The following is a 15,345-nucleotide window of genomic DNA, read 5'->3' as shown; positions in this document are numbered from 1 at the left end:
AGTGAAACGATGCATCGCCGATGGTAGTGTGGGGTTTCCCCATGTGAGAGTAGGTCATCGTCAAGATTAAATTCCGAAACCCCAATTGCGAAAGCAGTTGGGGTTTTGTTTTGGGCGGTCGAAAAGGTTCTGGCATAACACCATTGTTCATCCCGACAAATTTGCACAGTTATTTCCCAACCAGAACACTAGAATAGACGCCTGATCATTTTAGACTTAGAGCCCTATATGTCCGACCCGGTTGATACCACCCAGGTGTCCGACCTACCGCTGGAGGACCTGGTTGCCTGCCACGAGTGCGACTTGCTGATGCGCAAGCCAGAGCTTGCGCACGGTGAAAAGGCCCAATGCCCGCGCTGTGGTTATGAGATGTACGCCCACCGCTACAATGTCGTCGAGCGCAGCCTGGCCTTGGTGATCGCCGCGTTATTGCTGTACATCCCGGCGAACTTTTTACCCATCATGCAGCTCAATCTACTCGGGCAGTCTTCTGAAGACACGGTCTGGAGCGGTGTAGTCGCCCTGTTCAATACCGGGATGCAAGGCGTCGCAGTGGTGGTGTTCCTGTGCAGCATGGGCATCCCGTTGCTCAAGCTGCTGTGCCAACTGGCGGTGCTGCTGAGTATTCGCTGGAACATAGGCCGCAGCTACGGCCTGTTGCTCTACCGTATTTATCACCATATGCGCGATTGGGGGATGCTTGAGGTCTACCTGATGGGCGTGCTGGTGGCGATTGTAAAGCTGGCCGACATGGCTGCCCTCAGCGTAGGCCTGGGGCTGGCCTGCTTTGTCAGCCTGTTGATGGTTCAGGTGCTGCTGGAGGTGGTCATGTCACCGCACCAAATCTGGCAGGCATTGTCCGGGGAGGACGAACATGCGGGCGATTGATGCTGGCATTCTGATCTGTACCGAATGCCACGAACTGAACAGGCAGGACCCGGAGACCGACGAGCAGACCTGTACCCGTTGCGGTGCGTTGGTCCATGCCCGCCGCCCGAACAGCCTGATGCGCACCTGGGCTTTGCTGATTACTGCGGCAATTCTGTACATTCCGGCTAACCTGTTGCCAATCATGACGATCAACTCCCTGGGGCAGGGTGCGCCGAGCACTATCATGGCGGGCGTGATCGAACTGGTTCAGCACGGTATGTTCCCGATTGCCGCCGTGGTGTTTATTGCCAGTATCCTGGTGCCGACCTTCAAGCTGGTGGGCATCGCCCTGTTGCTATTCTCGGTGCAGCGTCACCAGCCGCTTTCCGCCCGACAACGCATTATCATGTACCGTTTTATCGAATTCATCGGTCGCTGGTCCATGCTGGATATCTTCGTGATCGCCATTCTGGTGGCGGTCGTTAACTTTGGGCGACTTGCCAGTATCGAGGCCAATCTCGGTGCCGTGGCGTTCGCCAGTGTGGTGATCTTGACGATGTTTGCCGCAGTAACTTTCGATCCCCGACTGATTTGGGATAACACGGAGTCGGACGACGACCATGACTGATTTGCCAAAGGCTAAAACCCGCCCCGCTTCGAACTGGTCGGCCATTTGGGTACTGCCGTTGATCGCCCTGGTGATTGGCGGCTGGCTCGGATGGCGTGCCTACACCCAGACGGGCATCGAGATCCAGGTTCGCTTTGAAAGCGGTGAAGGCATCCAGGCCAACAAGACCGAAGTGGTCTACAAAGGCATGCCCGTGGGCAAGGTCAAGACCCTGGCCCTGGATGACGAGGGCAGCAATCGCGGGGTGATTGCCACCATCGAGATGAACAAGGATGTCGAGCAATACCTCAAGGCCAATACGCGCTTCTGGCTGGTCAAGCCCAGCGTGAGCCTGGCCGGGATCACCGGCCTCGAAACCCTGGTCTCGGGCAATTACATCGCCGCGAGCCCAGGTGACGGCGAGCCTACGCGCAAATTCAAGGCGCTCTCCGAAGAGCCGCCATTATCCGACGCCAAGCCCGGCCTGCACCTGACCGTCAAGGCCGAGCGGCTCGGCTCGCTCGACCGTGGCAGCCCGGTCTTCTACAAACAGATCCAGGTCGGCCAGGTCAAAAGCTACCTGCTGTCAGCCGATCAAAACACCGTCGAGATAAAAGTCTATATCGAGCCGACCTACGCCAACCTGGTGCGCAAACATACGCGTTTCTGGAACGCCAGCGGCATCAGCATCGACGCCAACCTGTCCGGGGTCAAAGTGCGCAGCGAGTCCCTGGCCAGCATCGTCTCCGGGGGGATTGCCTTCGCCACGCCGGAAAACCGCAAGGACAGCCCGCCCACCGACCCAAGCCTGCCGTTCCGTCTGTACGAAGACTTCGACGCCGCCGCCGCGGGCATTCGCATCAAGGTCAAGCTCAGTGACTTCGAGGGCCTGCAAGCCGGGCGTACGCCGGTGATGTACAAAGGCATCCAGGTCGGCAGTCTCAAGGCCCTCAAGGTCGACTCCGACCTGTCCAGCGCCAGCGCCGACCTGACCCTCGACCCATTGGCCGAAGATTACCTGGTGGAAGGCACACAATTCTGGGTAGTCAAGCCGTCCATCTCCCTGGCCGGTATCACCGGCCTGGAAGCCCTGGTCAAGGGCAATTACATTGCCATCCGTCCCGGCGACAAAGGCGCCAGTCCCCAACGTGAGTTCGTCGCCCGGCCCAAGGCGCCACCGCTGGACCTGCGCTCCCCAGGCCTGCACCTGGTCCTGCTCACAGAAAACCTCGGCTCCCTGGAGGTTGGCAGCCCGATCCTCTACAAACAGGTCAAGGTCGGTTCGGTCCAGAGCTATCAGTTCTCGCGCAAGCGCAAGCAACTGGTGATCGGTGTGCATATCGAGAAGGAATACGAAGGCCTGGTCAACGGCTCGACGCGCTTCTGGAACGCCAGTGGCGTGACCCTGACCGGCGGCCTCACCGGCGGCATCCAGGTCAAAAGCGAATCCCTGCAGAGCCTGATGGCCGGTGGCATCGCCTTTGAGACCCCAGAGCCAAACGTACCGCTGAGAAATCGCATCCCGCGTTTCCGCCTGTTTGCCGATCACGAAGCCTCCACCCAGCGTGGCACCCTCATCACGATCAAGGTCGACCGCGCCGACGGCCTGCGCCCCGGTACGCCGATTCGCTTCAAAGGCCTGGACGTGGGCAAGATCGAAAGCGTCGACCTGAGCGCCGACATGCAGTCAGTGATGCTTAGTGCACGCATCACCGAAGTGCCTGAGCGGATCGCCCGCACCGGCAGCCAGTTCTGGGTGGTCAAGCCCGAGTTGGGCTTGATGAAGACCGCCAACCTGGAAACCCTGGTCACCGGCCAGTACATCGAAGTCTTGCCGGCGGTGAAAAGCACCGGGGCACAAAAGAACTTCGTGGCCCTGGCCCAACCGCCCGAGGCTAACGTGCAGGAAGCCGGCTTGAGCCTGGTTCTCAGCGCGGCTCGCCGCGGCTCGTTGAAAGTCGGCGTGCCGGTTACCTACCGCGAAGTCACGGTGGGCAAGGTCACCGGCTACGAGTTGGGCAAGACGGCCGACCGTGTGCTGATTCATGTGCTGATCGAGCCCAAGTACGCCCCGCTGGTGCGTGGCGGCAGCCGTTTCTGGAACAGCAGTGGCTTTGGCCTGGACTTTGGCCTGTTCAAGGGCGCGACAGTGCGTACCGAATCCCTGGAAACCCTGGTCCAGGGCGGCATCGCCTTTGCGACGCCGGATGGCGAGCGCATGGGCAACCCGGCACTGCCCGAGCAGACCTTCCCGTTGTTCGACAAGTTTGAAGACGAGTGGCTGATCTGGGCGCCGAAGATTCCCCTGGGTAAATAAATCCAGGAGTCACAAAAAAGGCCGCGATCCAAAAGATCGCGGCCTTTTTAATGCCCTGCTAGGCGCCGATCAGACCTCATCCAACTGCGGCTCATCCGCCTGCACATTGATCGTCGCCTTCACCACATCATGGCGGCGAATGTACTTCCAGTCCGCCTCATCGATGTAGATCCCGTTCGGCCCACTGCCGCCCTCCAGGTCGATCGCCACCTGGGCGGAAACCTGCGGCTTCACACTGGCCAGGATCGGCACAAAGCCCAGTTGCAGGCTGGTCTCCAGCAGTGCTGCCTGGTTTTTCTCGTCGATATCCGCCGCCTCGTCGAGGTAGTACGGCAGGCGCACGCGACCGGCCTGGTCGCGGTCCATCAAGTGCAGCAACAAGTACATGTTGGTCAGCGCCTTGATGGTCATGGTGGTGCCGTTGGACGCAGCGCCATCGATGTCGGTGTGAATGATCGGCTGGCCGTTGACCTTGGTAATCTCGAACGCCAGTTCGAACAGGTCCTTGAGCCCCAACTGGTTGTGGTTGGCGGCCACCAGGCGTGCCAGGTATTCCTTGGCCTCTTCGTTTTTGTTGTCCTGCTCGGCGCTTTGGCTGAGGTCGAACACCGAGAGGGTTTCGCCTTCCTCATACTGACCGGCACTGTGAATGATCTGGTCGATATGCTTGAGCGCTTCCTTGTTCGGCGCCAACACGATACGGAAGCTCTGCAGGTTGGATACCTGGCGCTTGTTGATCTCGCGGTTGAACAGGGCCAACTGGTGCTCGAGGCTGTCGTAGTCGCTGCGGATATTGCGCAAGGTCCGCGCGATATCAGTCACCGCCGCGCGGCGCGCCTTGCCCAGGGTCAGGGCTTCGTCGGTGCGGTGCGCGTAAGCATTGATCAACAGATGCAGGCGGCGCTCCATATCGTCTTCGCTGTCGAACTTGGCCACGCCCTTGAGGCGCACCTGGGCGTACAGCGCGTCGATCTGCCCGTCGGCGCGCAGCAACCCCTGCCAGCTGTCCTGATAGTCATTGAGCAGCGGTAGCAGGTTGTCCATGGAATCGTCGACCGGATCCATGAACGGCGTGCCAAACGGCAAGTCGGCCGGCAACAACTGGCGACGGCGCAGGGCGTCATCCAGGGTGCGCTGCTTGGCTTCCATATCGCCGATCTGGCGGCCGACCAGTTGCAGCTTGGCCGACAGCTGCTGCACACGTTCGGTAAACGCATCGCTGGAGCGCTTGAGTTCATCCTGGGCGGCTTCCATCTGCGCCAGGTTTTCCAGCTTCTCGCCTTCCTCGGCACTGAGGGTCTGGGCGCGACGGTAGTCTTCCAGGGCTTTCTGCGCATCGAGTACCTGCTGGTACAGCGCTTCGGTCTGGGTCTTGCTTGCCGCGCGGTCAGAGGCCACCGCCTGCTGGGTCTTGAGTTGCTTGAGTTCTTTTTCCAGGCGCTCCTTCTGGTCGCGCAAAGCCGCGCGATCCGCCAGGGCCTGCAAGGCAGGGGGCTCGATGTGCGAGATGTCGATGGACAGCCCCGGTACTTCAAAGCGCTCGCCCTTGAAGCCATCGAGGATCAGCTCCAGGGATTTGACCCACTGGCCGTCTTCATCGAGGGTGATGCCATGCTCGCCCAGCGGCAGGCTGAACAACGAACTGTTGAACAGACGCATCAGACGCTCGACGTCCTGCTGTGAGAATTCTTCCCGCAGCTTGGCGTAGCTGTTGTTGTCGGCGTGATCGAGTTGTTGCTTGACCGACTTCAGGCGCTTTTCCAGGTCGCGCAGGCGCTCATCCAGGTCCTCGGCGCTGAACTGTCGCGATTGCGCCAGGGCGCCGGCCAGTTCGTCGTGGGCATCCTTGGCCGCCAGCAGTTGCTGCTCCAGGACCTTGACGTCATCCACCAGGGCAAAGCGATGCTTGAGCACCGACAACTCGCCCAGCCAGCGCTGGATGCCGCTGATTTCCCGCTCCAGGCGCATCAGCTCCTGGGTGCCGCCGCGCTGATCGTTCTGCAGCGCGTCCTGCTCGTTGCGGTAGTGTTCGGCCTGGATTGTCAGCTCTTCCTTGCGCGCGCTGGCGTAGTCCGACCAGGTACCCAGCAGCGAATCGAGCAACGGCGACAGGCGATGCAGTTTGCCGCGCAGAATGTCGCGCTGTTTCACGCCATTGGCCAAGGCCTCGACCAATGGGCCGGCGGCTACCAGTGAGTTGTAGTCCTGCTCCATGCGTCGCACATCGCGGAACGCTTCTTCACACGCCGCAATGTAATCCACACTGCCCGAGCGCAGGCTGTGCTCGAACGCATCGAGGAACAACTGCTTGAGTTTGGCCGCGGTGATTTCGCGCATGTGCAGCAGGTTGATAAACAGTGCGCGGAAGGTCTTCAGGCTCTGCTCGCTGGTGGAGCGCAGCGGAATCAGGGTCAGGTCCAGCGGGATCGAGGTATGGCCACCCACCAGCAAGCGCCGCAGCTCGTCGGGCTTGAGCTCATAGGCCTTCAGGCCCTCGCGCTCAAGGTTGGTGAACAGCTCTTTCTGGCGCAGGCAGGTGTCGTTCTTCTGATAGTGGGCCAGGTCCAGCTTGCCGGCGTAGGCAAAGAACTGGTGACCGAAACCGCCCCCCGGGCCGCGCCCGACCACGCCAATCACGTGCGGGCCGTGGGGCAGGGAGACTTCGACGAGGATGTAGCTGGTGTCGGTGGCGAAGTAGAAGCGCCGCGACTGTTCCAGGGTGTACTTGCCGAAGCTCATGTCCGACATGCGCGCCAGGATCGGGAACTGCAAGGCGTTGATCGAAGCCGATTTACCGAGGTTGTTTGCGCCATACACCGACAGCGGCTCTTCCAGCGGGAACAGGCCCAGGCTGTAGCCGGCGGTGTTCAATAGGGCGAAGCGGCGAATGCCATAACGTTCCTTGCTCATGCATCGGTCTCCTGTTCTTCGGCAATGGCACGGGCGAGGGCATCTTCTTCGCTTTCAAACTCACTCAAGTCCAGCGGGTCATCGGTCTGCAGCAGCTTTTCATCACTGTCTTCGTCGATGATCACCGGCGCCGGCAACGGCAGCACACTGTGGACGCTGGCCGCCAGGTCGCGGTCGGCCTGGACCGACAGGCACACGTCGAGGAAACGGTGCATCGGTGGCAGGAAGCGGTAAACACCGTTGTCTTCACCGGCAAAGCCGAGCTGGGTCATGCGGCGCATGATTTTTTCTTCCAGCTCCTCAACGGTCTGTACTTCGGCCTGGATAAACAGGTCGCGGTACTTCTCCAGCAACGAGGGCAGCTCATCGCGGCCCAGGCTGCCACCGTCGAGCACGGCAATCGGGTCGCGGCCCTGGTCGGCCAGGTGCTCGACGATGATGAAGGTGAACAACGCCAGGCGCTGCGCGGTCTTGTTCACCTGCGCGGCGGCCACGGCGGTGTCCGGCACGAAGTAATAGAAGCCACGGGTGTCGCATACCAGCTCAAAGCCCAGGGCCTTGAACAGCGTGCGGTACTGGTCCTGGAAGTTCGACAATTGCGCGTACAGCTCCGGGTCGCGGCGGCTGACGTGGTAACCCTTGAACAGCTCGCGAAAGATCGGCGCCAGCTGGGACAGTTCGGATAGATCAAGATGCATAGGGTGTGCTCGCAGAATTCTCGGCTACGTCGGTGCTGGCCGGGAGCAGGGCGAATGAGCGCAGGCTGACCTGGTGCTCGTGAGTGTGGTAATCCCGGCGTTCCAGGCGCTCGCGCTTGAAACGCTTCTCCCGCGACAAACGCGAGAACCAGTACAGCAACTCGTCGGTGGCCCCGTCCGGTTCCTGTTCCAGCAGCCAGGTCATCAGGTCCGGCATCGGCAGCGCGTCTTCGCAACGCTCCAGCATCTCCTTGACCGTGCGTGGCGCACGCTGGGCTTGGCCCTTGTGGGATTTGTGGGCCTTGGGGAACCGCGCAGGCTTGGGTTCGAAGTTCGCCAGGGCATACACATAGGCTTCGACCTGGCTGGCACTACCGAGGAAGGTACTTTGTGGCCGGGTGAACATCGGCATCGCCGCTTGCGGCACCGCGTCCAGGCCCTTGCGCCGGATCGCCGAGAGGGCCAGCGCCGCGCCACGGGTCACGGCGTTGTGCCGGCGTGCCTCTTCGCGCAGCGGCAGCAGCAGCTCGCGGGCATGACGCAGGGTCAGTTGGGCGCTGGTCTGCATTTCGAGGATGCGCGCGTGGGTGCGCAGCAACATATCGTCATCCACCAGGTGGCCCAGGCGCTGCTGTTCGGTGAGCATGCGCAGCAGCACGTTCTCAACCTTGCGCACGCCTTGCTCGAAGGCACCGTCGGCGTTCACCAGTTGGATCATCGGCTCGACGTACTCGTCCCAGGTCGCCAGGACCTCGGCATAGCGCTGGCGCAACGGGATCTGCCGGTCGCTGGTCTTGGCGCGGTCGGCCACGGCCGCGAGGGCCTGTTCGTCATTGGCGAGTTTTTTCAGCACGTCGCGCACGCGCATGTCCAGCAGCCGCAGTTGGCGAGCCAGGTCATGGCCGTCGCGGATGTCGAAGGCGTCCTGGATATAACCGGCCAGGCGCTCGAGGTGGCGCAGGTAGGCTTCGATTTCCAGGCACAGGCCTAGCCGGTGCTCCTTGCGAAGATAGGCCAGGAAGTCATGGATCTGCGCGTTGAGCTCGAAACGGTTCGGGCTCTTGGCGACAGGCACCAGGATATCCAGGCGAATCCACACGTCCAGCAGGCTGGTGATGTCCTGTGGCGTGCTGTCCAGTTGTTGGGCGGCCAGTTGCGCGCGCAACTCGCCAAGGCTCAGGGTGCCTTGGTCGAAGTGTTCGCACAGTGGCTCAAGCAGGGCCCAGTGTTCGGCGAGGGCGCGCAAGACGCGCTTGGGTTCGATCATCGGAATGGCCGGCTGGTTGGCGAATTAAAAGCAGCGATTGTACTGCATCAGGCGCGGGATTTATCCACAGCCGGTCAGGGCGCGTTCGCGATGGGCGGTCAGCAATGCAGAGAAAATCATCAACGGTGGGCGATCGTCGTCGAAGGGCGGTAGAATCTGCGCTCTTTAGTTATCCACAAGTGGTCGCGCCTTGCTTATCGAGTCCCGACGTCGCGCTTACTTGACCGCCATGCAGGTGGTCAACTGGCTGCCGCGCACCGAATTGCCCTTTGCCGCCCCGTCGCGGCCCGAACTGCTGCAGCCGCTGGAACCGTTCGAGCCATTCGACGCCTCGGGCGAGGAAGCGGCGCCGCCGGTTGCGCTGGTAAAGCCTGTGGCCGAGGTGCCTGTGCGGCCATCGGAGCGGGTCAAGATCGAAGTGCCACGCCCTTCGGCGGCGCCCAAGCCCGCTGCAGTGGCCGACGCTGCCCCGGTGGCCAAGGCCCCGGTGGTGCCGCCACCGCGTTTTGCCTTGCAATTGCTGCGGGCCGGGCGCTGCCTGTTGCTGGTCGAGCTGCCCACCGGCGAACGTTTCCAGGCGCGTGACCCGGCCTACCTGCTGCTCAAGGACATGCTGCGCGCTGCCGGCCTGCCCGACAGCCCGCAGATCGTCGGCGAGCCGGTGCGCTGGCCGCTGCTGGTGCGCGGCAATATGGACCAGGGGCCGGACGCCGCGCGTGACTTCGTGCAGGGCTTTGTCTCGGCCCGCCTGGAAGATGAACCCTGTGTGTGCCTGTGGCTGATCGGCCTGCCGGCCGTGCGATTTGCCGGCGAAGCCAACGCCGAGGCCTGGTACCGCGAACTGCAGGTCGAAGGCCTGGGTTCGGTCTGGGCCTTGCCGGGCCTGGAATTATTAATGGAAGAGCCACAGCGTAAGGCTGATGTCTGGCAAGCCATGCGCCGGCTGATGGCGCGCTGGAAAACAACCGATGAGTGAGGCTTTATCCTTCCGCCCGATGACCGAGGCTGACCTCGACGCCGTGCTGAAAATCGAATATGCGGCGTTCAGCCACCCCTGGACCCGTGGCATCTTTCTCGACGGGCTGGGCAAGTACCAGATCTGGTTGATGTTCGAAGGCGAGCAGCAGGTGGGCCACGGCGTGGTGCAAATCATCCTCGATGAAGCGCATTTGCTGAACATCACCGTCAAACCTGAAAACCAGGGCCGTGGCCTGGGCCTGGCGCTGCTGGAGCACCTGATGTCCCGGGCCTATGCCGCCAGTGCGCGGGAATGCTTCCTGGAAGTGCGCGATAGCAATACCGGGGCATTCCGCCTGTATGAGCGCTACGGTTTCAACGAAATCGGCCGTCGCCGCGATTACTACCCGGCCGTCGGTGGTCGCGAAGACGCCGTCGTCATGGCCTGCACCCTGGTCGACTAAAACACACGATCCCGTGTGGGAGCAGTCTTATGTGGGAGCTGGCTTGCCTGCGATAGCGGTGGTGAATCCTGCGCCGCTATCGCAGGCAAGCCAGCTCCCGCACCGCCATGCTTCACCATAAGTCAGGCGCTGTGTCAGCGGTTACCGTCGACCGGATCAATGTCCGCCAACTCAGCCTCATCCAACCCATTACCGCCGCCAATCTCGTCCTCATCGACGATACTCAGGTCCCAATCCGCCTGCTCGCCTTCACCTTCTTCGCGGGCATCGCGCGCGCCATCTTCATGGATCAGGGTTTCGGGGCTCATATCATCATCCGTGGGCTCATGATCCGCCGTCGAAGCGCCGGTCATTCCGGCCTCGCGCACCCGCTCGTCGGGCATCAGGTGCTCGCGCTCTCCACGCGGGATCTCCTCGCCGATTTCCGCCGTTGGCTCTTGCTCGTCAAAATCCAGCTCGCGCATCGAGCCCATGCGATCTTCGTTGTCATCAATCGGTGCCGGCGTCGGGGCGCCGTAGGGACGTCGTGATTGCGTCATGGCCAATCCTCATACTGTGGGGCTTATAGTGTGTGGACAGGCCCGGCCTCCCAAAGATTCAAGCTAATTTGCGTGGGGCGTGACCTGGGCGAGAGGTTGTCAGTCACAAAACTGCGCATCATTCCTGAGGCTTTCCTGATGAACGAACTACAAGACCTGCTTGATAACAACGAACGCTGGGCGGATGCGATCAAACAGGAAGATCCCGAATTCTTCGCCAAGCTTGCCCGCCAGCAGACCCCGGAATACCTGTGGATCGGCTGTTCGGACGCCCGGGTACCGGCCAACGAGATCGTCGGCATGCTGCCGGGCGACCTGTTTGTGCACCGCAACGTGGCCAATGTGGTGCTGCACACCGACCTCAACTGCCTGTCGGTGATCCAGTACGCGGTGGATGTGCTCAAGGTCAAACATATCCTGGTCACCGGCCATTATGGCTGCGGCGGCGTGCGTGCTTCGATGCAGGACCGCCAGTTCGGCCTGATCGACGGCTGGCTGCGTACGATCCGTGACCTGTACTACGAGAACCGCGAAGTACTGGCCCAGTTGCCCACGGAAGAAGAACGCGTCGATCGCCTGTGTGAACTCAACGTCATCCAGCAAGTGGCCAATGTCGGTCACACCAGCATTGTGCAGAACGCCTGGCATCGTGGGCAGAGCCTGTCGATCCACGGTTGCATCTACGGGATCAAGGACGGCCGCTGGAAGAGCCTCAACGCCACCATCACCGGGTTCGAGCAACTGCCGCCGCAGTACCGCCTGCGCCCGATCGAGGCCATTTAATAGCGTTTGCGCTGGCGCCACTGTTCCATGAACAGTTGGCCCTCGGCGTTCAAGGGCTCTTTCATGCCGGTGATCCAGCCTCGGCAGTTGCCGGCGCCGCAACGGCACGGGAACTGCCGGAACAGCACGTCCTCGGTGCTGGCGTAATCCATGGTCAGCAGCGCGCCGGGGCGGATCGCCTGGATCGACCACAGCTCCAGTTCGCTGATATCGAGGAACACATTCGGGTCGCATGAATGCAGGAGCAAGCCGCTGAACCAGGGGTCGTACAAGTGGATGCGCGAAGACACCTGCAGCGTGTGCAAGCGCCGTTCGCTCAGGGCGTGCCCGGAAATCTTGGCGATACGCACTCGGCTGTCGAAGGCGACCTTGGCCTTGATCCCGGTTCCACGTCCGTTGCGGGTGCGCACCACCTCGAAGTCACGACGCGAGGGGTAACCTTTTTTCGCCAGCAGTGTTGCGAAGGGATACAGACAGTCACTCGCGGCCGCAGGTGCTTCTTCCATGACTTGGGTTTTCATAGGGCTCCTTGTCGGGCTGCATCGACCTCCTGATATTGATTAGACTGCCGGTCTTGCAGCAAATGGGCACCGTCCAAGATTTACGCAAAAAAACGCCGATAGCTACTGTCAAATCTGACAGTAGCTATCGGCGTTTTTTCGCGTAAGACAATGCTGATAAAGCCAGGAACCTACAGGGCCGGCGCCGGCACAGAGGCTTCTGGCATGGGGCTTTTCAGGCGCTTGAGCTGGGCCTTGATCGACGCGTTGCTACATTTTTCCTTGGCCTGCTCGGCGGGCAGCTCTCGCACCGAGGTATAGAACAATTCACAGGTCTGCTCCTTGCGCGTCACCTGCCAGGTATTCATGCAACCCTTGAGCAGCACATTGGGGTCGCTGGCGGGCTGCTGGCCCATTCCAGCCTGCCAGCAGGCGGCGCTCAAGTCCTGGCCCATGACTTTCAAGCCGGCCTCGTCGGCTTTCTGTTCGTCACCGCCGTAGCTGGCCGGGTCGGCGGCGTACCAGATGTAACTGGGGTGATTGGCCCCCAGTACGGCGACATAGCTGCCCTCGGCCGGGCTGATCTGCCCCAGGCCCAATACCCCGAGAGTTTGCCCGTACTGTTGCTGGATCCAACTGCGTACCGGTGCGCCGAAGGCGACCATGGGCAATGAGCCTGTGGGGTGCAGGCTCAACTCGCGGACTATCCGGGTCTGGTACTCGGTGAAGTAGCCATAGACCCCTTCCAGGTCCTTGCCAGCCGTGGAGGGCGCGGCAATCGGCGCAATATCGATGATGGTCTGGTATTCCGGGGTCTGGGCCGCCGCTATGCCATTGGCGGTCAATAACGTGGCCCAACGGTCGGTGGTGGCCGACTCCAGGTAGTCCTGGTAATGGGTCAGGGAGTAGTCGGGCGGGAAATGCATCAACTCGATGCTCTTGCGGTTCTCCAGGGCCATGCCCAGCGGCAGGAACAGGTACCAGCTAAATTGCCATTTGCCATCGCGGTTCAACTGGCTGGCGCCTTCATAGGCCAGGTCGGCGGTATGCAACAACGCGGTCAAGGGCTGGCCATAGCCATCGGGTACACCCGTAAAGTGCGCGCGCACCTGATCCTGCTGGGTTTTCACACTGACCCTGGCCCGACTGTAGCCATCACGTTGCAAACTCTGGGTCAGGTAGTGTTCAACTGTCTGTTCCAACGTCAGCGGCCGAAAGCAGATCACACTGCAATTGTTGGGGTAGGCGAACAATTGCCTGACCCGTTGCGCAGTGCCCAGGTCGAGTTCGACATCGGCTTGTACGACCGTGCTCACACTAAGTGCGACAAGGGTGAAGGACAGCCTGGTCAGTTTAAACATGCGTGTTTCCTTGTCAGCTAAAGCCCGTCTGCGCGGGATGAATGCCTACCCTCACACAGTAGCGGCTGACCGGGAAAATGCGTCGGCAAATGCGGTTTTTTTGTAGGGCTTGGCCGCCTCTCATATATCGTGACGTGCAACGCATTGCTTCGGTTATCCATGGGATTGCAATTAGACCCGAGGTAGTTGCAACACTTGTAAGTGTTCAATATGGGCTGCGAAGCCGGAATGCTTGCTGAGAAGTTAGCCTTTAAACGATACAACAGGCTTGAAAAGATTTTTGTTAGGGTTTGACTCTGCAAAGACTATTCTTCCCGCCGGTTGGCCGAAAGCCGATTTGAACTGTTTGAATTTTTTTAGCTGGGGGTTTTGCTGTTGGCTGGCTTCTTGGGTGTTGCCCGTTTGAGCACTGTTTTGAGAGGCAGGCATGGTAGTTGTAGGCGTGATATTCATGGGCGCTCCAGTTATAGCTCTAAATAATTTAGTGGTGGTCTCTTAGTTAAGTTGAAGATTGTCTGGTGCTACTAAAAGACACCATGTAGGTGGTTTTACAGTAGTGGTGGGTTCCCTCCTTGAAATGTTCAGTGAGGGAAAAAGGCGCTCAATGTCGGCCTGGCTGCACCCGCCACAACGACGGGCGCAACATCCAATGACTAAGGCATCACCGGCGGCATGTACTTCAAGGTCGTCCCCAGCGCCCACAGTAAAAACAGCACCAGCGGCGTGTGCACCAGCAGTTGCACAAACGAGAAACCAATCAAGTCCCGTGCCTTGAGTCCCAGTACGCCGAGTAATGGCAGCATGTAGAACGGGTTGATCAGGTTCGGCAGGGCCTCGGCGGCGTTGTAGATCTGCACGGCCCAGCCCAGGTGATATTGCAGGTCATTGGCCACCTGCATCACGTACGGCGCCTCGATGATCCATTTGCCGCCGCCCGATGGGATAAAGAACCCCAGCACCGCCGAATACACGCCCATCAGCAGCGCATAGGTGTCGTGGGAGGCGATGGAGGTGAAGAAGGTCGAGATATGGTGGGCCAGGGTCTGGCCGTCACCGCCCTTGACCACGGTCATCAGCGCCGCGATGGAGCCGTACAGCGGGAACTGGATCAGCACCCCGGTGGTGGTCGGCACCGCGCGGGCCACGGCGTCGAGGAAGCTGCGCGGGCGCCAGTGCAGCAAGGCGCCGGCCATGATGAACAGGAAGTTATAGGTGTTGAGCCCCGAGATCGCGCTGATCGCCGGCTTGGTCGAGAACTCATGGAACAGCCAGCCGGCAGCCAGCAGCGCCAGCAAAATGGTCAGCAGCGGGCTGTGTTCCAGCCATTCTCCCGGACGGCTTGGCGGTTGTGGCTTGGGCAGGTTGAATGCCGGGTCTACGCCACACGCCTTGGCGTCACGGGCCGAGTTGGGGCCCGGTGCGGTGACGTAGGCGATGATCAGCGACACCACGATCAGCGCCAGCAACAGCACCCCCGATTGCCACAAAAAGATGGTGTCGGTGAAGGGAATGGTCCCGGTGATCGCCAGGATCGAAGGCGGCAGGCTGGCCGGGTTGGCCTGCAATTGTGCGGCCGATGACGACAACCCCAGCGCCCACACGGCGCCCAGGCCTAGATAGGCCGCCGCGCCGGCCGCGCGATAGTCCATGCGCAAATCCGTGCGCCGGGCCAGGGCTCGCACCAGCAACCCGCCGAACACCAGGGACAGGCCCCAGTTGAGCAACGAGGCGACCATCGAGATCAATGCCACCCACGCCACGGCCGAGCGGCCGTTTTTCGGGATGCGCGCCAGGCGGTCAATCAACTTCACGGCGGGCGGCGAGCTGGCGACTACATAGCCGCCAATCACCACGAAGGCCATTTGCATGGTGAACGGGATCAGGCTCCAGAAACCATCGCCGAAGGCCCTGGCTGCTTCGGTGGGCGCGGCGCCCATGCCCAGGGTCGCCACGGTGACAATGATCACGGCGAGGGCGGCAAACACCCAGGAGTCAGGAAACCAGCGTTCGGCGAAATTCGAGCAACGCAGGGCGAAGCGGGCATAACGGCTATCTTCGATAGGATCGGCCAC

14 protein-coding genes are annotated in these 15,345 nt (G+C 61.0%); 6 read left to right on the top strand and 8 right to left on the bottom strand.

Going from position 1 to position 15,345, the window contains the following annotated elements; translation table 11 throughout:
- Positions 1 to 228 precede the first annotated feature (228 nt).
- Genes AC19YY_RS22740 through AC19YY_RS22730 form a run of 3 tightly spaced genes read left to right on the top strand, consistent with a single transcriptional unit; the run spans position 229 to position 3,794 of the window.
- Positions 229 to 888 carry a paraquat-inducible protein A gene (locus AC19YY_RS22740; protein ID WP_169954800.1) on the top strand — a complete coding sequence of 220 codons (660 nt, stop codon included), beginning with the start codon at positions 229 to 231 and terminating at the stop codon, positions 886 to 888.
- A complete protein-coding gene (locus AC19YY_RS22735; protein ID WP_169954801.1) occupies positions 875 to 1,498 on the top strand; it encodes a paraquat-inducible protein A in 624 nt (207 codons plus the stop codon). Before AC19YY_RS22740 ends, AC19YY_RS22735 begins: the two co-directional genes overlap by 14 nt.
- Positions 1,491 to 3,794 carry a PqiB family protein gene (locus AC19YY_RS22730; RefSeq protein WP_170043062.1) on the top strand — a complete coding sequence of 768 codons (2,304 nt, stop codon included), beginning with the start codon at positions 1,491 to 1,493 and terminating at the stop codon, positions 3,792 to 3,794. The genes AC19YY_RS22735 and AC19YY_RS22730 overlap by 8 nt, the downstream gene beginning before the upstream one ends.
- 69 nt (positions 3,795 to 3,863) lie before the next feature.
- Here the strand turns inward: AC19YY_RS22730 and mksF are convergent, their stop codons facing one another.
- The 3 genes from mksF to mksB are packed head-to-tail and all read right to left on the bottom strand — an operon-like array spanning position 3,864 to position 8,669.
- Complete coding sequence (mksF, locus tag AC19YY_RS22725; protein WP_172313538.1) at positions 3,864 to 6,704, bottom strand: Mks condensin complex protein MksF; 2,841 nt, start codon at positions 6,702 to 6,704, stop codon at positions 3,864 to 3,866.
- Positions 6,701 to 7,402: an Mks condensin complex protein MksE gene (gene mksE, locus AC19YY_RS22720; RefSeq protein WP_169954804.1), complete on the bottom strand. Its 702-nt coding sequence runs from the start codon at positions 7,400 to 7,402 to the stop codon at positions 6,701 to 6,703. Before mksE ends, mksF begins: the two co-directional genes overlap by 4 nt.
- The gene (gene mksB / locus AC19YY_RS22715; protein WP_169954805.1) at positions 7,392 to 8,669 is read right to left on the bottom strand and encodes an Mks condensin complex protein MksB; all 1,278 of its coding nucleotides are present in this window, start codon (positions 8,667 to 8,669) and stop codon (positions 7,392 to 7,394) included. The genes mksE and mksB overlap by 11 nt, the downstream gene beginning before the upstream one ends.
- Before the next feature lie 229 nt (positions 8,670 to 8,898).
- Here mksB and AC19YY_RS22710 point away from each other — a divergent pair, with 229 nt between their 5' ends.
- Complete coding sequence (locus AC19YY_RS22710; protein ID WP_169954932.1) at positions 8,899 to 9,645, top strand: energy transducer TonB; 747 nt, start codon at positions 8,899 to 8,901, stop codon at positions 9,643 to 9,645.
- Entirely contained in the window at positions 9,638 to 10,090 is a 453-nt protein-coding gene (gene rimI / locus AC19YY_RS22705; RefSeq protein ID WP_005784514.1) for a ribosomal protein S18-alanine N-acetyltransferase, read from the top strand. Before AC19YY_RS22710 ends, rimI begins: the two co-directional genes overlap by 8 nt.
- A 134-nt stretch (positions 10,091 to 10,224) precedes the next feature.
- Here rimI and AC19YY_RS22700 read toward each other — a convergent pair whose 3' ends face one another.
- Positions 10,225 to 10,629, bottom strand: a complete 405-nt coding sequence (locus AC19YY_RS22700) for a serine kinase/phosphatase (protein WP_172313536.1) — start codon at positions 10,627 to 10,629, stop codon at positions 10,225 to 10,227.
- A 138-nt stretch (positions 10,630 to 10,767) separates the two neighbouring features.
- Between AC19YY_RS22700 and can the strand changes: the two genes are divergently transcribed.
- On the top strand, positions 10,768 to 11,412 hold the full coding sequence (gene can / locus AC19YY_RS22695; protein ID WP_169954807.1) for a carbonate dehydratase: 645 nt from the start codon (positions 10,768 to 10,770) through the stop codon (positions 11,410 to 11,412).
- Here can and AC19YY_RS22690 read toward each other — a convergent pair.
- The 4 genes from AC19YY_RS22690 to AC19YY_RS22675 all read right to left on the bottom strand — a co-directional run bounded on the left by AC19YY_RS22690 (position 11,409) and on the right by AC19YY_RS22675 (position 15,345).
- Positions 11,409 to 11,933 carry an SET domain-containing protein gene (locus AC19YY_RS22690; protein WP_169954808.1) on the bottom strand — a complete coding sequence of 175 codons (525 nt, stop codon included), beginning with the start codon at positions 11,931 to 11,933 and terminating at the stop codon, positions 11,409 to 11,411. The two genes, can and AC19YY_RS22690, sit on opposite strands and share 4 nt — an antisense overlap.
- 170 nt (positions 11,934 to 12,103) lie before the next feature.
- Entirely contained in the window at positions 12,104 to 13,273 is a 1,170-nt protein-coding gene (locus tag AC19YY_RS22685; RefSeq protein WP_432755031.1) for a hypothetical protein, read from the bottom strand.
- Between the two features lie 243 nt (positions 13,274 to 13,516).
- The gene (locus AC19YY_RS22680; RefSeq protein WP_170058604.1) at positions 13,517 to 13,726 is read right to left on the bottom strand and encodes a hypothetical protein; all 210 of its coding nucleotides are present in this window, start codon (positions 13,724 to 13,726) and stop codon (positions 13,517 to 13,519) included.
- 200 nt (positions 13,727 to 13,926) lie between these two features.
- Positions 13,927 to 15,345, bottom strand: a complete 1,419-nt coding sequence (locus tag AC19YY_RS22675; RefSeq protein WP_169954810.1) for a TIGR00366 family protein — start codon at positions 15,343 to 15,345, stop codon at positions 13,927 to 13,929.

This window comes from Pseudomonas sp. MF09156, from assembly GCF_059862305.1.
The sequence above is the reverse complement of the archived record's forward strand: the minus strand, read 5'-3'. Positions and strand labels throughout refer to the sequence as shown.